This is a genomic window from Streptomyces mirabilis (assembly GCF_018310535.1).
Classification (GTDB): domain Bacteria; phylum Actinomycetota; class Actinomycetes; order Streptomycetales; family Streptomycetaceae; genus Streptomyces.
In genome coordinates this window covers 441,974-462,101 of record NZ_CP074102.1, presented here as the reverse complement: position 1 = coordinate 462,101, position 20,128 = coordinate 441,974, and the positions used below count along the sequence as shown (strand labels likewise).

16 protein-coding genes and 2 pseudogenes are annotated in these 20,128 nt (G+C 71.3%); 11 read left to right on the top strand and 7 right to left on the bottom strand.

What is annotated here, in order from left to right:
* The first annotated feature begins 157 nt into the window (after window positions 1-157).
* On the top strand, window positions 158-523 hold the full coding sequence (locus tag SMIR_RS02075) for a hypothetical protein (protein ID WP_212726362.1): 366 nt from the start codon (window positions 158-160) through the stop codon (window positions 521-523).
* 284 nt (window positions 524-807) lie between these two features.
* Here SMIR_RS02075 and SMIR_RS02070 read toward each other — a convergent pair.
* The 3 genes and pseudogenes from SMIR_RS02070 to SMIR_RS02060 all read right to left on the bottom strand — a co-directional run.
* Window positions 808-1,845, bottom strand: a pseudogene (locus tag SMIR_RS02070) (RNA polymerase sigma factor); the annotation flags it as partial.
* Entirely contained in the window at window positions 1,830-4,670 is a 2,841-nt protein-coding gene (gene uvrA / locus SMIR_RS02065; RefSeq protein WP_212726361.1) for an excinuclease ABC subunit UvrA, read from the bottom strand. The gene uvrA and the pseudogene SMIR_RS02070, both read right to left, overlap by 16 nt.
* Window positions 4,671-4,766: 96 nt before the next feature.
* Entirely contained in the window at window positions 4,767-5,570 is an 804-nt protein-coding gene (locus SMIR_RS02060) for a CDP-alcohol phosphatidyltransferase family protein (RefSeq protein WP_212726360.1), read from the bottom strand.
* 106 nt (window positions 5,571-5,676) lie between these two features.
* Between SMIR_RS02060 and SMIR_RS02055 the strand changes: the two genes are divergently transcribed.
* From SMIR_RS02055 to SMIR_RS44530, 5 genes and pseudogenes are all read left to right on the top strand, one after another.
* Window positions 5,677-6,657 (top strand): zinc-dependent alcohol dehydrogenase, encoded by a 981-nt coding sequence (locus tag SMIR_RS02055; RefSeq protein ID WP_212726359.1) that lies wholly within the window; start codon window positions 5,677-5,679, stop codon window positions 6,655-6,657.
* Window positions 6,658-6,794: 137 nt separating this feature from the next.
* The gene (locus SMIR_RS02050; RefSeq protein ID WP_060900963.1) at window positions 6,795-7,193 is read left to right on the top strand and encodes a 6-pyruvoyl trahydropterin synthase family protein; all 399 of its coding nucleotides are present in this window, start codon (window positions 6,795-6,797) and stop codon (window positions 7,191-7,193) included.
* Window positions 7,190-8,476 (top strand): glycosyltransferase family 4 protein, encoded by a 1,287-nt coding sequence (locus SMIR_RS02045; protein WP_249938322.1) that lies wholly within the window; start codon window positions 7,190-7,192, stop codon window positions 8,474-8,476. The genes SMIR_RS02050 and SMIR_RS02045 overlap by 4 nt, the downstream gene beginning before the upstream one ends.
* On the top strand, window positions 8,473-9,417 hold the full coding sequence (locus SMIR_RS02040; protein WP_212726358.1) for a class I SAM-dependent methyltransferase: 945 nt from the start codon (window positions 8,473-8,475) through the stop codon (window positions 9,415-9,417). The genes SMIR_RS02045 and SMIR_RS02040 overlap by 4 nt, the downstream gene beginning before the upstream one ends.
* A 209-nt stretch (window positions 9,418-9,626) precedes the next feature.
* A pseudogene (locus SMIR_RS44530) lies at window positions 9,627-10,628 on the top strand (lysylphosphatidylglycerol synthase domain-containing protein); the annotation flags it as partial.
* Window positions 10,629-10,801: 173 nt separating this feature from the next.
* Here SMIR_RS44530 and SMIR_RS02035 read toward each other — a convergent pair.
* The gene (locus tag SMIR_RS02035) at window positions 10,802-11,605 is read right to left on the bottom strand and encodes a creatininase family protein (protein WP_168497872.1); all 804 of its coding nucleotides are present in this window, start codon (window positions 11,603-11,605) and stop codon (window positions 10,802-10,804) included.
* 49 nt (window positions 11,606-11,654) lie between these two features.
* Here SMIR_RS02035 and ribA point away from each other — a divergent pair, with 49 nt between their 5' ends.
* The 5 genes from ribA (at window position 11,655) to SMIR_RS02010 (ending at window position 16,780) form a co-directional block, all read left to right on the top strand.
* Window positions 11,655-12,344, top strand: coding sequence for a GTP cyclohydrolase II (gene ribA / locus SMIR_RS02030; RefSeq protein ID WP_168497874.1), 690 nt, complete (start codon window positions 11,655-11,657; stop codon window positions 12,342-12,344).
* A gap of 75 nt (window positions 12,345-12,419) precedes the next feature.
* Entirely contained in the window at window positions 12,420-13,397 is a 978-nt protein-coding gene (locus SMIR_RS02025) for an ornithine cyclodeaminase family protein (RefSeq protein ID WP_168497876.1), read from the top strand.
* Complete coding sequence (locus SMIR_RS02020) at window positions 13,394-14,539, top strand: NAD(P)/FAD-dependent oxidoreductase (RefSeq protein ID WP_168497878.1); 1,146 nt, start codon at window positions 13,394-13,396, stop codon at window positions 14,537-14,539. Before SMIR_RS02025 ends, SMIR_RS02020 begins: the two co-directional genes overlap by 4 nt.
* On the top strand, window positions 14,536-15,636 hold the full coding sequence (locus tag SMIR_RS02015; protein ID WP_168497880.1) for a saccharopine dehydrogenase: 1,101 nt from the start codon (window positions 14,536-14,538) through the stop codon (window positions 15,634-15,636). The genes SMIR_RS02020 and SMIR_RS02015 overlap by 4 nt, the downstream gene beginning before the upstream one ends.
* Complete coding sequence (locus tag SMIR_RS02010) at window positions 15,629-16,780, top strand: saccharopine dehydrogenase family protein (RefSeq protein WP_212726357.1); 1,152 nt, start codon at window positions 15,629-15,631, stop codon at window positions 16,778-16,780. Before SMIR_RS02015 ends, SMIR_RS02010 begins: the two co-directional genes overlap by 8 nt.
* A 6-nt stretch (window positions 16,781-16,786) precedes the next feature.
* Here the strand turns inward: SMIR_RS02010 and SMIR_RS02005 are convergent, their stop codons facing one another.
* The 3 genes from SMIR_RS02005 to SMIR_RS01995 are packed head-to-tail and all read right to left on the bottom strand — an operon-like array spanning window position 16,787 to window position 20,058.
* On the bottom strand, window positions 16,787-18,013 hold the full coding sequence (locus SMIR_RS02005; protein ID WP_168497884.1) for a serine hydrolase domain-containing protein: 1,227 nt from the start codon (window positions 18,011-18,013) through the stop codon (window positions 16,787-16,789).
* Between the two features lie 57 nt (window positions 18,014-18,070).
* Window positions 18,071-19,483 (bottom strand): MFS transporter, encoded by a 1,413-nt coding sequence (locus tag SMIR_RS02000; RefSeq protein ID WP_168497886.1) that lies wholly within the window; start codon window positions 19,481-19,483, stop codon window positions 18,071-18,073.
* Window positions 19,480-20,058: a TetR/AcrR family transcriptional regulator gene (locus SMIR_RS01995; protein ID WP_168497887.1), complete on the bottom strand. Its 579-nt coding sequence runs from the start codon at window positions 20,056-20,058 to the stop codon at window positions 19,480-19,482. The genes SMIR_RS02000 and SMIR_RS01995 overlap by 4 nt, the downstream gene beginning before the upstream one ends.
* Window positions 20,059-20,128 lie beyond the last annotated feature (70 nt).

Sequence of the window (20,128 nt, the reverse complement as noted above, 5' to 3'; positions counted from 1 at the left end):
TGTGACCGCGGCCTGCTGCATTGGCATCACGGACGTCACCGGGTCGGGGGATTGCGCCGCCGCCCGCCAGGCCGGATATCCCGGACAAGTGCGACTATCGCACCAAGGTGACATGGCGACTCCGAGCCGTCACCACATCTGGCAGGAGGACCCATCGATGAACCTCACTCTGACGCGCCTGCTCGGCGTTACCGCAGCGATGACCATGGGCGCGGCGGCCCTGCTGGGCCCCGGCGCCGGCACCGCCGGCGCCGCGAGCCGCGCGCATTGTGACCGCGCCGAACAGGACATGTGGAGCAGCGGGCCCAGTCGTAACCTGACCGGCCACCGCTGCAGCATCCCGAACAACAAGCGGCGCTGGTACACCATCGAGATCGACACCCTCGTACAGACCCACTACAAGAGGGACACTCTGGATGGAGGGGTCGTCCGGACCGAGACCCTGCACAACAGAACCGTCAGATGCATGGGCTATACCTCCGGCAACGGCAGGGTGAACTGGTTCGGATGCCCGGCCGCCTGACATACCCTCCGGAGGCTCCTGGGCCGAGGCCCCTGCCCCTCGGCCCGGCCGGACGTTCCCGAACGCCGTCGTGCGCACTCGCCGGCAGTCACTTCGACGACTGGCCTGCGTATGCGGCGGCGACTGGCTCCGAGACAGGGGGCGACGGACGCGGCGGCTCTGGCCGATGGTGCGCCTGAAACGCCGAAGGGCCGGCCCGGAAAGTAACCCCTCCCGCAGCCGGCCCTTCTCTCTGCGCCCCCGGCAGGATTCGAACCTGCGACACCCGCTTCGGGAGCAGGGGATCAGCTGACGTCGAGGTAGTCCCGTAGGGCCTGGGAGCGGGAGGGGTGGCGCAGTTTGGACATCGTCTTGGACTCGATCTGGCGGATCCGCTCGCGTGTCACCCCGTACACCTGCCCAATCTCCTCCAGAGTCCGGGCCTGCCCGTCGATGAGGCCGTAGCGCAGGGAGATGATTCCGGCCTCGCGTGCGGTCATGTTCGCGAGGACGGCCTGGATGGCGTCCTTGAGGAGGAGGAAGGTGACCATGTCCGCGGGGGAGATGGTCTCGCTGTCCTCCAGGATGTCACCGAGTTCCGTGCCGCCGTCCTCGCCGAGCGGGGTGTGGAGTGAGACCGGTTGCTTGCTGTAGCCCTCTATCTCGGTGATCTTCTCGACGGGGACGTCCAGCTTGTCCGCGAGTTGTTCCGGTGTGGGTTCGGCCCCGGTGTCCTGGAGTATTTCCCGGCGGACCTTGGCCATGCGGTTGATGACCTCGACCATGTGGACGGGAATGCGGATGGTCCGGCTCTGGTCGGCGAGGGCGCGTGAAATCGCCTGCCGGATCCACCAGGTCGCATAGGTCGAGAACTTGAACCCTTTGGTGTAGTCGAATTTCTCCACCGCGCGGATCAGTCCTGTGTTCCCCTCCTGGATCAGATCCAGGAAAAGCATTCCGCGCCTGCTGTACCGCTTGGCGATGGAGACGACCAGGCGCAGGTTCGCCTCGACGAGATGGGATTTCGCCACGTGCCCGTCCGCGGCGAGAATCTCCAGTTCGCGTCGGAATTCCAGGCCGAGGGCCGACTCCTCCGCCAGCCTCCGCTCGGCGAACAGGCCCGCCTCGATCCGCTTCGCCAGCTCCACCTCCTTCTCGGCGTCGAGGAGGGAGACCCGGGAGATCTGCTTGAGGTAGTCACGCACCTGATCGATCGTGGCGCCGCCGGAGGTGAGCCGGGGGCTGGGCGCGTCGGCGTCCTCGTCCGGGTACGCGTCGGGACGGGGCGACTCCAGTTCCCATGCCTGAGTGTCCGTTTCCATGGCGCTCAACTCCTCTCCAGAAGCGGTCGGAGGAACTGCCCGGTGTAGGACCGAGGCTGGGCCACCACCTGTTCGGGGGTGCCCTCGGCGATCACGGTGCCGCCGCGGTGGCCGCCTTCGGGACCCATGTCGACGATCCAGTCGGCGGTCTTGATCACGTCGAGGTCGTGCTCGATGACGACGACCGTGTTGCCTTGGTCGACGCGGTGGAGCACGGCCAGCAGTTGGCGGACGTCGTCGACGTGCAGGCCGGTGGTCGGCTCGTCGACGACGTAGAAGGTTCTGCCTTTGGTGCGTTTCTGCAGTTCGGAGGCGAGCTTGACGCGTTGTGCCTCGCCGCCGGAGAGCGTCGTGGCGGGCTGTCCGAGTTCCACATAGCCCAGACCCACGTCATGGAGTGCCCTCAGGTGCCGGGAGATGATCGCGTGTTCCGCGAAGAAATCCAGGCTGTCCTCGATGGTCATGCCCAGTACGTCGGCGATGGACCTGCCTTTGAAGTGTACGTCCAGGGTCTCCCGGTTGTACCGCGCTCCGTGACACACCTCATACGGCACGTAGACGTCAGGGAGGAAGTTCATCTCGACCTTGATGGTGTCGCCGTCGCCGTGGCAGTGCTCGCAGCGGCCGCCCTTGAGGTTGAAGGAGAAACGGCCCGGCTGGTAGCCGCACACCTTCGCCTCCGGGGTCTGCGCGAACAGCTTCCGCAGGTGGTCGAAGACTCCGGTGTACGTCGCCGGGTTCGACCGGGGGCTGCGGCCGATCGGGGACTGGTCGACCTGGACCACCTTGTCGATCTCCCCGACGCCGGTGAGCGTGCGGTGTCGGCCGGGCACCTTGTGGGCGCCGTAGAGCTGTTTGGCCAGTGCCGTGTAGAGGATGTCGTTGACCAGTGTCGACTTGCCCGAGCCGGACACATCCGTGATGGCGACGAACTGCCCGAGCGGGGACGAGACCGACACCTCGCGCGGGTTGTGCTCGCCGGCGTCGTGCACCGTGATCGCACGCCCCTCCGTGCGGGGCCTGCGTGCCTCGGGCGGCGGTATCCGCCGCCGGCCGGACAGATGGGCGCCGGTGAGGGAGGTCGGATGGCCGAGGAGCTCGCGCACGGTACCCGAGTGCGCCACGTGTCCGCCGTGCGCGCCCGCGCCCGGCCCGATGTCCACCATCCAGTCGGCGACCTTCACGGTCTCCTCGTCGTGCTCGACGACGAGGACGGTGTTGCCACGGTCCCGCAGCCGCAGCAGTGTCTCGACGAGCCGCCGGTTGTCGCGCAGGTGCAGCCCGATGCTCGGTTCGTCCAGCACGTACAGCACGCCGACCAGACCGGTGTCGATCCGGTTGGCCAGCCGGATCCGCTGCGCCTCGCCGCCGGACAGACTGGCGGTCGGCCGGTTCAGCGACAGATGGTCCAGGCCGACGTCGAGGAGGAACCGCAGCCGCTCGCCGATCTCCGCGACGACGGCGTCGGCGACCCGCCGCTCCCAGCCCGCCAGCTCCAGGTCCCGCAAAAATCGTGCGAGTTGATCGATCGGCAGTGCCGTCAGCTCGGCGATGGTGCGTCCGCCCATGGTGACGGCGAGCAAGCCCGGCTTCAGCCGGGCGCCGCCGCAGGCCGGGCAGGGCACCTCGCGCACACAGCCCGCGAACCGCTCCCGGGAGGCGTCCTCCTGTGAGTGGCGGCGGGTGACATGGGGGAGGACGCCCTCGAACCGGGTGAGGTGGGAACGCTCGCGCCCGAACCGGTTCCGATCGGTGAGGTGTACCTGCTCCCGGAACCCGCGCAGTACCACCTTCTTGGCTGCAGCGGGCCGTTGATGCCAGGGGACGACGGTGCTGAACCCGGCCGACGCGGCCACCGCTTCGAGCAGCCGGGTGAAGTACCCGGCGCCGCCGGTGTTCGTCCACGGCGCGACGGCGCCCTCGGACAGCGACTTCTCCTCGTCCGGTACGACGAGTCCGGGGTCGGCCTCCATCCGCGAGCCCAGGCCGGTGCACTCGGGGCAGGCACCCCACGGCGCGTTGAAGGAGAACAGCCGCGGCTCCAGCGCCCCAAGGCCGATGTCGTGCGACCGCGGGCAGGCCATCCGCTCCGAGAACAGCACCTCACGTTCCGGGGCGGAGGCGTCCAGATCCACGAAGTCGACGCGGACGACGCCTCCGGCGAGCCCGAGCGCGGTCTCGACGGACTCGGTCGGCCGCTGTCGCGCAATCGCCTTCACCACGAGCCGGTCCACGACCACGTCGATCGAGTGCTTCCTGCGTTTGTCCAGCGGCGGCGGACCGGTGAGCGGATGGACCTCCCCGTCGACCCGCACCCGGCTGAACCCGTCGGCCCGCAACTGCCCGAACACGTCCGCATGCTCGCCCTTGCGGTCCCGAACCACCGGAGCCGGCACCTGGACGCGCACCCCGTCGCCCTTCGCGAGCAGCCGGTCCACGATCTGCTGGGGAGTTTGCCGTTCGACCGGCTCGCCGCACTCGGGGCAGCGCGGGCGCCCGACGCGGGCGTACAGCAGACGCAGGTGGTCGTAGACCTCGGCGAGGGTGCCGACCGTGGAGAGCGGGTTGCGGCCGGTCCTCTTCTGGTCGATCGCGGTGGCCGGCGACAGGCCCTCGATCACATCGACATCGGGCTTGTCCAACTCGCCGAGAAACTGTCGGGCGTAGACGGAAAGCGATTCGACGTAACGCCGGCGACCTTCGGCGAAAATCGTGTCGAAAGCCAGACTGGATTTTCCCGAGCCCGATACTCCGGTGAAAGCGATGAGCGCATTCCTGGGCAACTCCACGGAGATGTCACGCAGGTTGTGCTGACGGGCGCCCTTGATGACGATTCGGTCTTTCACACATCCGAACCCTACGACGCGGCAGAGCGTGCGGTTGCGGAATCGTTATCAACTGATTCCGCCCTCGGTGCCGCTCCGCCCGTCGCCGCCGCGACCTCACGCTTCGACGAGCTCGCGGACGCCGTCCCGCACCTGCTGCTCCTGCTCCTGCTGGTTCCGCGCCTGCTCCTGCGTCCGCTCCTCGACCGGGTGGCGGTGGCGGTACAGCCAGGTGATGTCGCGGCCGAACGACCAGACGAGCGAGGCGAGCGCGAGGAGCACCGCGGCGGCGTTGCCCTCCAGGGGCATGATCCCGGCGCCCGCGACGAGCAGCACGATCCCCTGAAGGGCCGCCACGGTCTTGCGCGCCATGCTGTGCGGCAGCGCCGCGTTCAGCCAGGGCAGCACCCGGGCCGCCGCCACGAACGCGTACCGCATGGTGCCGATCAGCAGCACCCACGGGCCTAGCGACATCGAGACGTACACGCTCAGCACCAGGATCAGGAACGCGTCCACCTCCATGTCGAAGCGGGCGCCCAGCGCGGTCGAGGTGCCGGTGCGACGGGCGACCTTGCCGTCCACCCCGTCGAGGATCAGGGCGACCGCCGTGAGACCGACGAGCAGGCTGACCGGGGGCGAGCTCTCGAAGGAGTCCGCGACCAGGGCGGTGACCCCGCCGACCAGGATGGCCCGGCCGAGCGTCACCCGATTGGCCGGTCCGAAGGAGCGGGGCCGTGAGCGACGCAGGGCACGGGTGAGAACCGCCCAGGTGGCGAGCGCGAAGGCCAGACCGGTCAGCCAGCCCGCGGGCCCCATCCCGATCGCCGTGCCCAGCAGAGCCAGCACCAGGAGCTGCAGACCCGCTCCCACCATGGTCTCCTGCGCCAAGAGCCTCGCGTCGTACGTGTTGTTCAGGGCCACCGCACATCCTCCGGCCGTATGACAGAGTCGATCAACGCCGCGTACAGTGCGCGGCTTGTCACCGCTCCGTACGTGAAGATCTGCTGAATCGTTCAGGGGGACGCTCATGGAACTCACAGCTCGTGCCTTCTGGCTGAACTCGCCCGGCCACGCCGAGATACGCGAGGTCGCCCTGTCGGCCCCCGCCGAGGGGGAGGTGCTGGTGCGCACGCTCTACTCGGGGGTGAGCCGGGGCACCGAGACCCTCGTCTTCCGCGGCGGCGTTCCGGAAAGTCAGCATGCTTCGATGCGTGCACCGTTCCAGGAGGGGGATTTCCCCGGACCGGTGAAATACGGCTATTTGAGCGTCGGCCAGGTGGAGGAAGGCCCGGCGGGTCTGCGCGGCCGGACCGTCTTCTGCCTGTATCCGCACCAGACGCGGTACGTCGTGCCGCTGAGCGCCGTGACCGTCGTACCGGACTCCGTCCCCGCCCCGCGCGCGGTGCTCGCCGGGACCGTGGAGACCGCGGTGAACGCGCTGTGGGACGCGGCCCCGCTGGTCGGCGACCGGATCGCCGTGGTGGGCGGCGGCATGGTCGGCTGCTCCATCGCCGCGCTCCTCGCCCGCTTCCCGGGCGTACGCGTCCAGCTCGTCGACGCCGACCCCGCGCGCGCCGACATCGCCCGCGCCCTGGGCGTCGATTTCGCGCTCCCCGCGGACGCCGCGGGCGAGTGCGACCTCGTCGTGCACGCCAGCGCCACCGAGGCCGGGCTCACCCGGTCGCTGGAGCTCCTCGCCCAGGAGGGCACCGTCCTGGAGATGAGCTGGTACGGCGACCGGCGGGTCAGCCTGCCCCTGGGCGAGGCCTTCCACTCACGGCGCCTGGTCGTGCGCAGCAGCCAGGTGGGTTCCGTTTCACCGGCGCGGCGCGCCAGCCGGACGTACGCCGATCGGCTGGCGCTCGCCCTGGAACTGCTCGCCGAGCCCGCCTTTGACGCGCTCGTCACCGGTGAGTGCGGCTTCGACGAACTGCCCGACGTGATGCCGAAGTTGGCCTCCGGATCGATACCCGGCCTGTGCCATCGCGTCGTCTACGAAGGCGTTTGAGCACTGAACAACCTGCCTGACCTCCAAAAACTGCAAAGAAAGGGGAACAGGCAGCTGAACAAGGAGAACGGGGCAGCCGTACTACACGGCATGGTCCCGGCAGGGGATCAGACGTGCCGCACCTGGAGGGTCGTCCGTTGTTCAGCATCACCGTCCGCGATCACCTGATGATCGCCCACAGCTTCCGTGGCGAGGTCTTCGGGCCCGCGCAACGCCTGCACGGGGCGACGTTCCTGGTGGACGCCACGTTTCGCCGGGCCGAGCTGGACGACGACAACATCGTCGTCGACATCGGTCTGGCCACGCAGGAACTCGGCGCAGTCGTGAGCGCGCTGAACTACCGCAACCTCGACAACGAACCGGACTTCAAGAACACCAACACCTCGACGGAGTTCCTGGCCAAGGTCATCGCCGACCGCCTCGCCGAGCGCGTGCACGCGGGGGCCCTCGGCGAGGGCGCCCAAGGCCTCGCGGGCATCACGGTCACCCTGCACGAGTCGCACATCGCCTGGGCGAGTTACGAGCGTGCACTGTGACCGACACGACCATGGACCAGGCGTCCCCGAAGACCGGTCAGGTGTCTCCCAAGACCGGTCAGGTGTCCCCGAAGACCAGCCCGGCGGCTCCGAAGACCGGCCCGGCGTCCGCGAACGGCGACCAGGCTTCCCTGAACTACGTGCCCGTGCAGCACACGGCTCTCAAGAACGCCGAGATCATCCCCATGTCCCTGCGCTCCGTGCACTTCGTGATGCCGGGCGGTGTCGACGACGCGTCCGCGCCCAGCGGCGGCAACGCCTACGACCGGCGGCTCTGCCTCGACCTGCCCGGCTTCGGCTGGCAGGTCCACAAGCACGCCGTCGCGGGCAGCTGGCCCCGACCGTCGGCTTCCGCCCGTGCGGAGCTGGCTCGCACGCTCAGTGAGTTCCCGGACGACGCGGTCGTCCTCCTCGACGGGCTGGTCGCCTGCGGCGTCCCCGAGATCATCGTCCCCGAGGCCGAACGGCTGCGTCTCGCCGTCCTGGTGCACCTGCCGCTCGGCGACGAGACCGGGCTCGCGCCCGCCGCGGCCGCCGAGCTGGACGCGAAGGAACGGGCGACGCTGCGGGCCGTGTCCGCCGTCGTCGCCACCAGCGACTGGGCCGTCCGCCGGCTGGTCGCCCACCACGGGCTCGCCCCGGAACGGGTCCATGTCGCCGCCCCGGGCGCCGACATCGCGCCCCTCGCCTCCGGCACCGACGGTGTCTCCCGGCTGCTGTGCGTCGCCGCGGTCACCCCGCGCAAGGGCCAGCACCGGCTGGTCGAGGCCCTCGCCACCGTCACCGACCTGCCCTGGAGCTGCGTCTGCGTCGGCGGACTCACCCAGGACCCGGCGTATGTCGCCCAGCTGCGCACCCTGATCGGGAAGTACGGGCTCGGCGACCGGCTGCACCTCGCCGGACCGCAGGCGGGCGCGGAACTCGACGCGAGCTACGCGGCGGCCGATCTCATGGTCCTCACCTCCTACGCCGAGACGTACGGCATGGCCGTCACCGAGGCACTCGCGCGCGGGATCCCGGTGCTGGCGACCGACGTCGGCGGTCTCCCCGAGGCGGTCGGGCGCGCGCCCGACGGCGGGGTCCCCGGCATCCTCGTACCTCCGGAGAACCCGGCGGCGCTCGCCGCGGAACTGCGCGGCTGGTTCGGCGAGGCCGATGTGCGCCGCCGGCTGAAGGCCGCCGCGCGCAGTCGCCGGGCCGCGCTGGACGGCTGGGCGACCACCGCCCGCAGCCTGGCCGGAGTGCTGGGACGTCTTCCGCAGCAGCCTCGGAGGGCGGCATGAGTATGACTGCGACTCCGTCGGGAGTTCCGGAACAGGGCGTGTCGGAGGTGGGCGTGCAGGGTGGTGTGTCCGGGGTTCCGGGGCAGCGCGCGAGCGCGCCCGACGACGACGTGCCCCGCTACGCCCCCCAGTGGCTCCAGCTGCGGGAGCCGGCGGACGCCGCCGCACGGGCGCCCGAACTGCTCGACCCGCTGCGCATCCGGCTGGCGAACCGGCCGGGCCGCGGCGGCGACCTGGTGATCCACGACCTCGGCTGCGGCACCGGCTCCATGGGCCGGTGGCTCGCCCCCCGGCTCGACGGCGCCCAGCACTGGATCCTGCACGACCGGGACCCGTATCTGCTGCACTTCGCGACCGTGGGCGCACCGCACGCGGCCGCCGACGGCAGCCGGGTCACGGTCACCACCCAGCGCGGTGACATCGGCCGGCTGACCGCGGACGCGCTGACCGGGGCGTCACTGGTGACGGCGTCCGCCCTGCTCGACGTGCTGACCCGCGAGGAGATCGACCGGCTCGCGGCGGCCTGCGCGGGCGCCGGGGTGCCGGCCCTGCTCACGCTCTCCGTCGTGGGGCGCGTCGAGTTCACACCGGCCGATCCGCTGGACGCCGAGTTCATCGAGGCGTTCAACGCCCACCAGCGGCGCGGGGAACTGCTCGGCCCCGACGCGATCACGGCGGCCTGTGAGGCCTTCGACCGGCACGGCGCGACGGTACGGGTGCATCCGAGCCCCTGGCGGCTCGGCGCCGACGAGGCCGACCTCACGGCGGAGTGGCTGCGCGGCTGGGTCGGCGCGGCCGTCGAGGAGCGGCCCGCGCTGGCCGCCCGTGCAGAGTCGTATCTGCAGTCCCGCCTCGCCGCCTGCGCCGCGGGTGAGCTGCGCGTACGGGTCCACCACAGTGACGTACTGGCGCTGCCGCGACCGACGGACGGTGCGGCGTGAGCGCCGGGGCGGGGACGGCGGAGGCGGTCGGCGTGGACGCCGGCACGTCCCGCGAGCGCGATGCGGCGACCGCTGTCCGGGCCCACGCCGACGTGGACCTGGTCGCGGTGTGCGGCGACGTGAGTCACGCGGACACGGCACCGACCGGTGGCGAGACGGGTGAGCCGCACTCTGAGGGTGAGCCGCACACCGAGGGCGAGTCGAACGTGATGCCGGGCCGCCGCTTGACGGAGCTCCTGCGTCCCCGCCCCGCCGCGGAAGCCGACCGCGGCAGACTCGCCGTCATACCGCCGCCCGGCGACGGCGGGCGGGACGCGGCCGCCGCGGTACACGTCGACGCCGAGACGTCCCCGACCCCGGCCCGGCAGGAAGCCGAAGCGACCCCCGCCCGACGCAAGGGGGGCGCGCTGCGCACGCACATCGGTTCCGTCGCCGGTGTCCTCATCCTCGGTGTGCTGCTCTGGCGGCTCGGTACCGGTGTCTTCCTGGACGGGCTGCGGCGGGTCGACGGCCCGATCCTGCTGGCAGGGCTTGGGCTCGGTCTGCTGACCACCGTGTTCAGCGCCTGGCGCTGGTGCCTGGTGGCGCGTGGGCTGCGGATCCGGCTGCCGCTGGGCGGCGCCGTCGCGGACTACTACCGCGCGCTGTTCCTGAACGCGGCGCTGCCCGGCGGTGTCCTCGGCGATGTGCACCGCGCTGTACGACACGGCCAGAGCACCGGGGACGTCGGCCGCGGCGTACGCGCCGTGGTCCTCGAACGGACCGCGGGCCAGGCGGTCCTGGTGGCCGTCGGAGCGGTGGTCCTGCTCACCCTGCCGTCACCGGTCCTCACGGACGCCCGCCACCTCGCCCTGATCCTGGCCATCGTCTCGGTGTGCGGGGTCGTCGTGACGGCGGGCGCGGTTCGCAGGGGCAGAGCTTCGTCCGGCTCGTCCCGGCGCTACGGAGCTGTCCGCGCCGCGCTCATCGAGGCGCGCGGCGCGCTGCTCGCCCGCGGCAACTGGCCGGGCGTGCTCATCTCGTCGGTCGTGGTGCTGGCGGGACATCTGGCGATGTTCCTGCTCGCCGCCCGCGTCGCCGGATCCCACGCCTCCGCCACGGTACTGCTGCCGCTCGCCCTGCTGGCCCTGCTCGCCATGGGCCTGCCGCTGAACATCGGTGGCTGGGGCCCCAGGGAAGGCGTCATGGCCTGGGCCTTCGGCGCCGCCGGGCTGGGCGCCGGCATGGGCCTGAGCGTCGCGGTGATCTACGGAGTGCTCAGCTTCGCCGCCGCGCTGCCCGGCGTCGTGGTCCTGGTCGTCCGGTGGTTCGCGGCGCTGCGGCGCCCCCGGCAGGAGAACGCAGGAGGGCACGATCAATGCCGAGCGTCAGAGACCGCCGAAGTTCACATTCCGGAAGTCCCCTTGACCGGGGCCGCGTCGGAGGCGGTGGGCAGCGTCTTCGCCGTCACCAAGGAGAAGTACGCCCCGAAGGCCTCGGTCAGCCCGGCCAGGAGCTCCTTCCCCTTGTCGGCGGACGCCTTCGAGGGACGGCCGATGACGCCGGACTCGGTATAGCCGGCCATTCCGAGGGTGAGCAGATGACGGCGGTCGTCCGCGACGAAATCAGAGGTCTCGTAACCGGGCCGGACCAATTCGGGGTGCGTGTGCAGAAGAATGGAGGTCTCGATTTCACCGGCGTGCATGTCGGTGAGCAACGAGGTCTCCACGCCTGCCCGTTCCAGCGCCGCCTCCCAGTCCTCCATGGCCGGGAAAAGCGCCATACGCGTACCGGTGCCGACGGATTCCTGAACCACATTGCCCAGCACGTAATTCCCGCCGTGCCCGTTGACCAGCACCAGGGTGTCGACGCCGGAATGGCGCAGCGATGCGGCTATGTCCCGTACCACCGCGTGCAGCGTGACGGCGGAAATGCTGACGGTACCCGGCCAGGCCGCGTGCTCGTGCGAGCAGGAGATCGTCACCGGAGGGAGGAGATGGACCGGATGAGCGGCGGCGATCCGTTCCGCGACGGCGCACGCGACCAGGGTGTCCGTCGCCAACGGAAGATAGGCACCGTGCTGTTCGAAACTCCCGACGGGAAGCACGGCGACCTCACGGGCGACACCGGCCCCCCGCTCGCGCACATCCTCCGTGGTGTCCGCCGGCAACAGACCGGATACCGCCGAGCGCGTTCCCGAACCACTCATGTTTCACGGCCTTTCGACTCTGCTTTCGACTCTGCTTAGGAACCAGATCATGACAGATAACTTTGGAGTACTCGCCGGGACCGCACGCCTCACAGGTGTCGAACGAGTCGTCAATGCCCCTTTGCCCACCGTGTACGGGGACTTCCAGGCGGTCGGCTTCCTGGATCACGATCGCGGAGAGGAGCAAGTGGCCCTGGTTTACGGCGAGGTCGGCGACCTCAGCAAGAGCGGGGAAGGCGCCACGAAGGAGGGCATCCTCACCCGGCTCCATTCGGAGTGCCTCACCGGGGACGCCTTCGGCTCCACCCACTGCGAGTGCGGCGACCAGCTGGCCGCCGCGCTGCGCGCCATCGTCGCGGAGGGCCGTGGCGTCCTCGTGTACCTCCGCGGCCACGAGGGCCGCGGCATCGGCCTGCTCGCCAAGCTGCAGGCGATGAAGCTCCAGTCGGAGGGCCTCGACACCGTCGAGGCGAACGTCGCCCTCGGCCTTCCGGTCGACGCCCGTGACTACCGGGTGGCGGCGGACATCCTGCACGACCTCGGCGTCCGCTCCGTACGCCTCCTCTCGAACAACCCGCGCAAGCGGGAGTCGCTCCAGCGCAACGGCATCAAGGTCACCGAGCAGGTCCCGCTGCTCATACCGCCGTGCCCGCAGAACATCACCTATCTGCGCACCAAGCGGGAGCGCCTCGACCACTTCCTGCCGCACCTGGACGTGGTGGTCTCGCACTCCTCCTGAGCGCGGGCGCCCGAGGACGTCACCCGGAGGCGTCGGTTGTGGTGAGAGAGGTGCGTGCGGGGAAAGGTACAAGGAATGACCGACGACGTCCTGTACCTCTCCCGGGACCGGGTGACGGAGCTGTTGGACACCGATGCGGCGATCGCCTCGCAGCGCGCGGCGTTCACCGCGCTCGGTGACGGCACCGCCGAGCTCCCCGGCAAGATCATGCACCCCAGCCGATTCGACGACAGTGTCGTCTTCGCCTACCTCGCCCGGCTGTCCGCGGACACCGGGGCCGTCGCCAAGTTCGGCAGCGTCAACCCGGCCAACACGGCGGCCGGGCTGCCGACGGTGCACGCCGTGATCAACGCGCTCGATCCGGTGACCGGGCAACTCGCCGCCGTCATGGACGGTACGGCGGTCACGACCCTGCGCACCGCCGCGGCGAGCGCCGTCGCCCTCGACGCGCTGGCCACCGCCGACAGCGCGGAGCTGGGCCTTCTCGGCTCCGGCACCCAGGCTCTCGCCCACGCGCGGGCCGTCGCCCGGGTGCGGGACCTCAGGTCCGTACGGGTGTGGAGCCCTGACCCGGCCCGACGGGCGCGGGCGGCGCGGCGCCTCGCGACGGAACTCGGGGTCGCGACCAAGGCCGTCGACACGGCGGAGGAAGCCGTCGCGGGCCTGCCCATGGTCGCCGCCTGCACGCTCAGCAGCACACCCGTCGTACGGGGCGCGTGGCTGGCGCCCGGGTGCACGGTCGTGAGCGTCGGCTCCTTCGAGCCCACCCGCAGCGAGGTCGACACGGAGGTCGTACGGCGGGCGGCGGCGGTCGTGGTCGACGACCCGGAGACGGCGGCGGAGCACGCCGGACCGATCGTGGACGCGCTGCGGGACGGAGTACTCACCCGTGCCGACCTGATCCCGCTCGGCGGCGTCCTCACCGGCCGCCACCCGGCCCGCACCCACCCCGACGACATCGTCTTCTACAACAGCGTCGGGCTGGGCATCCAGGACGCCGCCGCGGCCTGGGCCGTGATCGAGGCCGCTCGCGCCCGGGAGACGCGCCCATGACCGGGAGCGCGCGGGTCGTCGTGATCGGCGGCGGGGTGATGGGCACGAGCATCGCCTACCACCTGGCCAGGGCGGGCGTGCCGGACGTGGTGCTCGTCGAGCGCGACGAACTCGCCTCCGGTTCCACCTCGCGGGCCGCGGGCGGGGTCCGGGCGCAGTTCTCCGACGAGCTGAACATCCAGCTGGGTGCCCGGAGTCTGGAGGCGTTCGTCCGTTTCGGTGAGGAGCTGGGCCAGGACATCGGGCTGCACCAGGTCGGCTATCTGTTCCTGCTCTCCACGCCCGAGGAGGTCGCCGCCTTCGAGGACGGCGTACGGCTGCAGAACGCGCTCGGGGTGCCCAGCCGCCTGATCGACCCGGCCGAGGCGCGGCGGCTCTCCCCGCTGATCACCACCGACGGGCTGCGGGCGGCGGCCTTCTCCCCGGACGACGGGCACTGCACGCCCGAGTCCGTCGTCCAGGGCTACGCGGCCGGGGCCCGCCGGCACGGCGCGACCCTGCTGCGGCACCGCGAGGTCACCGGCATCGAGACCCGCGGCGACGAGATCACCGCGGTCGTCACCAGCCAGGGGCGGATCGCCACCGACACGGTCGTCTGCGCGGCCGGTGCCTGGTCGCGGGCGATCGGCGCGATGGTGGGCGTGGACCTGCCGGTGGAACCGCTGCGCCGCCAGATCGCCGTCACCGAAGCCGTCCCGGGCCTGCCGCCCGACCTCCCCATGACCATCGACTTCACCACCAGCCTCTACTTCCACAGCGAGGGCCCCGGCCTCCTCCTCGGCATGTCCGACCCCGACGAGGTCCCCGGCTTCGCCACCACCACCCACGACCGCTGGATCCCCCGCCTGTCCGAGGCGATGGAGCGCCGCGCCCCGGCCCTGCTCGACCTGCGCCGGACGGGCGGCTGGGCGGGCCTGTACGAGATCACCCCGGACCACAACGCCCTGATCGGCGAGGCGCCTTCGTGCTCACGTTTCCTGTACGCGACCGGGTTCTCGGGCCACGGCTTCCTCCAGGGGCCGGCGGTCGGCGAGGTGATCCGTGATCTGTACCTGGGCCGCGTACCCTTCGTCGACATCAGCCCCCTGAGCGTCGAGCGTTTCACCGCCGACGCCCCGCGCCCGGAGGTCAACCTCGTATGACCGAGCTCCACTTGTGGCTGCGCCACGAGATCCGTACGACCGAACGGCGTACCCCGATCGTGCCCTCGGACGCCCGACGGCTCGTCGAGAGCGGCGTGACGCTCACGGTCGAGGAGTCGCCCCAGCGGGTCTTCCCCATCGAGGCGTACGAGAACGCCGGGTGCCGGGTCGCGAAGGCGGGCTCCTGGGTGTCGGCGCCGCCGGACGCCGTAGTCGTGGGACTGAAGGAACTCCCGGACGGGCCAGCCGAACTGACACACCGCCATGTCTTCTTCGGGCATGCCTACAAGCGGCAGCCCGGGGCAGCCGCTCTGCTCCACAGGTTCATCGCCGGGGGCGGAGCCCTGCTGGACATCGAGTACCTGGTGCACGACGACGGGCGCAGGCTCGCCGCGTTCGGCTACTGGGCCGGATACCTGGGCGCCGCCCTGGCGGTGTTGCACCACCGGGGCAGCCTCAAGGCCCCTTTGCGGCCCATGTCGAAGGAGGAGCTCGATGCCGAACTGGCGTCAGAGAAGGGGGAGTTGCGAGCCCTCGTCATCGGCGCGCTCGGCCGCAGCGGCCGGGGCGCCCGCGTGGCGCTGGGTGTGGCCGGGGTCGAGCCCACCTGCTGGGACCTCGACGAGACCCGTGAGCTGGACCGACCGGCGCTGCTGGCACACGAGTTGATGGTCAACACCGTGCTCACCACCCGGCCGATCCCGCCCTTCCTCACGGACAGGGACCTCGACGAGCCCGGCCGCCGGCTGCGCACGCTGTGCGACGTCACGTGCGACGTCGGCTCCCCCCTGAACGTGCTGCCGATCTACGACACCACGACGGACTGGACGCACCCCGCCCGCCGCATCCGCGAGCGGCCCGCGCTCGACCTGATCGCCATCGACAATCTGCCGTCGCTGCTGCCGCTGGAGGCGAGCGTCGACTTCTCGGCGGCGCTGCTGCCCCAGCTGCTGGAGTTCGGGGTCGGCGGTCCGTGGGGGCGCTGCCTGGACCGCTTCCACGAGGCGTGCCGCGCCCTCGAAGCCGAGGAAGCCGAGGAAGCCGGGGAAGTTGAGGAAGAGGAGAAGACAGAGGAAGGGGAGTCGCGTGATGTCTGAGGTGACGGCCGCAAGCGGCACCGTCCACTGGATCGGCGCGGGCCTGTCCACCGGCAGCGGTCTCGCCGCGACCTGCGACGCCGCCGACCGCGTACGCCTGTGGCACCGCACCGAAGAGCGCGCCGCGCGCAGCCTGGAGGCGCTGGGCCTGACCGGGCGGGCCGAGCCCCGCGCGTACACCCTGGAGGCGCTCGCCGCCGAGCTCACCCCCGGAGACGTCGTCGTCTCCATGCTGCCCGCACCCGAACACGCCCCGCTGCTCGGCGTCTGCGTCGAGCGCGGCGCCCACTTCGCCTGCTCCAGCTACGTCTCGGACGCGGTCCTCGACCAGGTGCCCGCGGCCGAGGCGGCGGGAGTGGTGGTACTGACCGAGTGCGGGCTCGACCCGGGCATCGACCACCTCTTCGCGCACAGTCTGATCGCCCGGGCCGAGGCCGAGATCGGCGCCGAGTCGGCCGCCTCGTACCGCCTCACCTCGTACTGCGGCGGCATCCCCGCCGTGCCCAACGACTTCAAGTACCGCTTCAGCTGGGCGCCCGCGGGCGTGCTCAACGCTCTCCGCTCGCCCGCCCGTTATGTCGAGGACGGCACCGAGACCACCGCCGACCGCCCCTGGGAGGCCACCCGCCCCCACCTGATCGACGGCGAGGCCTTCGAGGTCTACCCCAACCGCGACAGCGTGCCCTTCGTCGAGCAGTACGGGCTTCCCGGCACCTGGAAGCCGGAGACCTTCGTGCGCGGCACCCTGCGCCTCGACGGCTGGCTGCGGGCCTGGGACGCGGTCTTCGAGGAGCTGAAGGCGGGCGACGACCGGCGGATCACCGACCTCGCCCAGGAACTGGCGAAGACCTATCCGACCACTGACGCGGACCGTGACCGGGTCGTCCTCGCCGTCTCCCTCGACGTCCGCGGCGGCTCCGGCGCGGCCTGGTCGGGGCGCTACCTCCTCGATCTCGTGGGCACCGCCGAGGAGAGCGCCATGGCCCGCTGTGTCTCCCGCACACTCGCCCTCGGAGTCCGCCACATCCTGGACGGTTCGCTTCCGCCAGGCCTCGGCCGCGCCGCGGAGACGGCGCGGCGGTCCGAGCAATGGCTGGCCGAACTGGCCCGGGAGGGAGTGCCCTTCACCCTGCACGCGGGGTAGCCGGGCTCAGTCGAGCACCGCCTCGTGCACGAGCCGCTTGAGCTCGGGATAGATCGAGTGGGACGAGGTCGGGCGGACCTGGGTGTAGAACTGCACGGTCAGGTCGTGGCGCGGGTCGACCCAGAAGGTCGTACTGGCGACCCCGCTCCAGCCGAACGCGCCCTCGCTGGAAGGCGACCGGGTGATCTCGGGGTCCACCACGACGGAGACCCCGAGCCCGAAGCCGAGCCCCGCGTTGCCGGGTTCCCGGTGCAGCGCGCTGCCGAAGGTGCGGCGGTCTGTCCCGCCCGGGAGGTGATTGGCGGCCATCGTGTCCACGGTCTCCGGCTTCAGCAGCCGGGCCCCGTCCAGTTCGCCGCGGCGGCGGAGCATCTCCATGAAGCGGTGGTAGTCGTGCGCGGAGGCCACCATGCCGCCGCTCCCGGAGAGGAAACGCGGGCGGCCGTGCAGTGGGAGCCCGGTGATCGGGGTGATGCGGCCCTCGGCGTCCTGCCCGTAGAGCTGGGCGAGCCGCCCGGCCTGCTCGTCGGTGACGCAGAACCCGGCGTCCGCCATCCCCAGCGGCCCGAAGATCCGCTCGGCGAGGAACTCGTCGAGGTCCTGCCCCGACACCACTTCGATCAGGCGGCCGAGCACATTGGTGGAGACCGAGTAGTTCCACTCGGTGCCCGGCTCGAACTGCAGGGGCAGCCCGGCGTACACGTCGCAGGTGCCGGCCAGGTCCGAGCCCGGCGCCACCGACGACTCCAGACCGGCGTCGCGGTAGAGCGCGTCGACGGGGTGGGAGTGGTAGAAGCCGAAGGTCAGTCCCGAGGTGTGGGTCAACAGGTGCCGGATCAGGAGGGGTTGCTCGGCCGGGCGGGTCTTCATGCCGGCGCCGGACCCGCTGACGTACACCCGGGGTTCGGCGAAGGCGGGAAGGAAACGGGCGACGGGGTCGTCGAGCCGGAAGCGTCCCTCCTCCAGGAGCATCAGCGCGGCGACCGAGGTGACCGGCTTCGTCATCGAGTAGATCCGCCACAAGGTGTCGGTCTCGACGGGGAGTCGGGCCTCGCGGTCGCGGTGGCCGTACGTGGTGAGGTGCGCGACCCGGCCGTGCCGGGACACGGACACGAGATAGCCGGGCAGCCGGAGGTCGTCGACCAGATGGGAGAAGTGCTGGTCCAGGCGGGCCAGCGCCTTCGGATCAAGGCCGGCCTCGTTCGGCTCGACCTCTTGTCGCAGATGTCCCATGGTTCTCCTCCGGACTGCGGCTCTCGGACTCGCTCGCCCTCATCGTCTCGCTCGCCTTCATCGTCTCGTACGGACTTCGCAAGCGGCGTCGGTGGGTGGGTGACCGGCGGGTCGCCGCTCGGCGTCCGGCGCTTCGCCGCGGCCCGGGAGCCGCAGCGCCGACAGCGCGCCGACCGCTGTGAGGGCCGCGAGGACGGACAGCGCGGGGCCCATGTCGACGCCGGCCAGGCCGACCAGCGTGGTCGCGACGGCCACCCCCACCGTCGGTCCGATGTTCATCGCGGTCTGCTGGAGCCCGCCCGCCACCCCGGCCGACCCGGCGGACGCGGACCGCACGACGACGGCCGTCGCGCTCACCATCACCGCGACGAACCCCGCGCCCAGGAGCAGGAATCCGACGCCGATCGCCAGGTCCGTCGAGGCGCGGTCGAGCCGGGACAGCAGCAGGACGCCGAGGAGGACCAGCAGCATCGCGGTCCCGGTCGTGCGGCGCGGGCCGTAGCGGCGCAGCAGTACGGCCGAGACCGGCGCGCCCAGCACCGTCATCACGGCCAGCGGGAGCGCGCGCAGACTGCTCTGGAGCGGGTCGAGGCCGAGCACGTCCTGGAGGTAGTAGGTGCTGACGAAGAGCGTGCCGAACAGCGTTGCTGAGGCGCACACGAGGGTGCCGAGCGCCGCGCCGACCGTGGGGGAGCCGAGCAGGCCGGGCGGCACCAGCGGGCTCGCCGCGCGCCGTTCGTGCCGTACGAACGCGGCTGCCGCGGCCGTCGCCACGAGCGGCCCGAGCACGGTCGCCATGGGCCGGCCCGTCTCCGGCAGCACGACGAGCGTGTGCACCAGGGCGACCAGGGTCACCGAGAGCAGCGCCGCGCCGGGCACGTCGAGTCCGGCCGCCGAGTCTCTGTCCCGGGGCGCGTCCCGGACGGTCAGGGCCAGGGCGGCCATGACGAGCGCGGGTACGACGTTCAGGAAGAAGACGGCCCGCCAGCCCAGCTGGGTGACCAGCGCCCCGCCGAGGAGGGGACCCGCGGCGGCCGCGAGACCGATGGCACTGGTGCGCAGCGCGATGGGCATGCCGAGCCGGTCGGGCGGGTAGGCCGCGCGCAGCATCCCGAGCGTGGCGGGCTGCGACAGCGCGCCGAAGACCCCCTGGGCGACCCGCAGCCCGATCACCCAGCCGATGCCGGGCGCCAGACCGATCCCCGCCGACGCCGCCCCGAACCCCACCATCCCCACGGCGAAGACCACTTGGTGGCCGTACCGGTCGCCGAGACGCCCTGCGAACACCAACAGGCCCGCCACCGCGATGAGATAGCCGGTACTGGTCCACTGCACCTGCGCGAACGACGCGTCCAGGTCGCGCCGCAGCGTGGGCTGAGCGACGGTGAGGACGGTTCCGTCCAGCGCGACGATCACGGCCCCGACGACGCTGTTGGTCAGCGTGAGACGGCGCCGCGCCGAGGGGTTCACCGCTCCTCCGGCCCGAGGTGCGCGTCCAGCGCGGCATCCAACAGGGGTACGAAGTCGGCTGCTCCCGTGGCGAGTTGGAGACTGCCCCAGCCCCACAGCTGGGCGATCCCGTGCAGGTTCGCCCACAGGGCGCTCGCGACGAGCGTGGCGTCGGCCGCGGGGCGCGCCCGACCGACCAGGTCCACCAGGACGCCGAACAGCGGGAGGCTGGTCTCCCGGAGTCCCAGTCGTCCACTCTCCAGCAGATCATGACGGAACATCAGCTCGTACATTCCGGGCTGAGTGAAGGCGAAGTCGAGGTAGACCCTCCCCAGCGTCGCCAACTGGGCGCGGGGACTCGCCCCTTCGTCGACCAGCGCCTCCGTCGCCCGGGCTCCCAGGTCGGCGAAGCCCCGGCGCGCGATGGCGGAGAGCAGCTCCAGATGGGTCGGGAAGTAGCGGCGCGGGGCGCCGTGGGAGACGCCCGCGCGACGGGCGATCTCCCGCAGGGTCAGAACCTGCGCGCCCTGCGTGGTCACCAGGTCCACGCCCGCCTCGATCAACCGGGCCCGCAGCCCCGTCTCCGCTTCACTCATAGACAGTGTCTACCAGTTCCCGTAGACACTGTCTACCTTGTCGGTAGACAGTGTCTACGCGACGGGAATG

Coding starts and splice junctions, on each gene's coding strand:
- SMIR_RS02010 (WP_212726357.1), top strand. CDS start 15,629: ATGTCTGAGGTGACGGCCGCAAGCGGCACCGTCCACTGGATCGGCGCG.
- SMIR_RS02040 (WP_212726358.1), top strand. CDS start 8,473: ATGAGTATGACTGCGACTCCGTCGGGAGTTCCGGAACAGGGCGTGTCG.
- SMIR_RS02005 (WP_168497884.1), bottom strand. CDS start 18,013: ATGGGACATCTGCGACAAGAGGTCGAGCCGAACGAGGCCGGCCTTGAT.
- SMIR_RS02055 (WP_212726359.1), top strand. CDS start 5,677: ATGGAACTCACAGCTCGTGCCTTCTGGCTGAACTCGCCCGGCCACGCC.
- SMIR_RS02035 (WP_168497872.1), bottom strand. CDS start 11,605: ATGAGTGGTTCGGGAACGCGCTCGGCGGTATCCGGTCTGTTGCCGGCG.
- SMIR_RS02020 (WP_168497878.1), top strand. CDS start 13,394: ATGACCGGGAGCGCGCGGGTCGTCGTGATCGGCGGCGGGGTGATGGGC.
- SMIR_RS01995 (WP_168497887.1), bottom strand. CDS start 20,058: ATGAGTGAAGCGGAGACGGGGCTGCGGGCCCGGTTGATCGAGGCGGGC.
- SMIR_RS02025 (WP_168497876.1), top strand. CDS start 12,420: ATGACCGACGACGTCCTGTACCTCTCCCGGGACCGGGTGACGGAGCTG.
- ribA (WP_168497874.1), top strand. CDS start 11,655: ATGACAGATAACTTTGGAGTACTCGCCGGGACCGCACGCCTCACAGGT.
- SMIR_RS02075 (WP_212726362.1), top strand. CDS start 158: ATGAACCTCACTCTGACGCGCCTGCTCGGCGTTACCGCAGCGATGACC.
- SMIR_RS02015 (WP_168497880.1), top strand. CDS start 14,536: ATGACCGAGCTCCACTTGTGGCTGCGCCACGAGATCCGTACGACCGAA.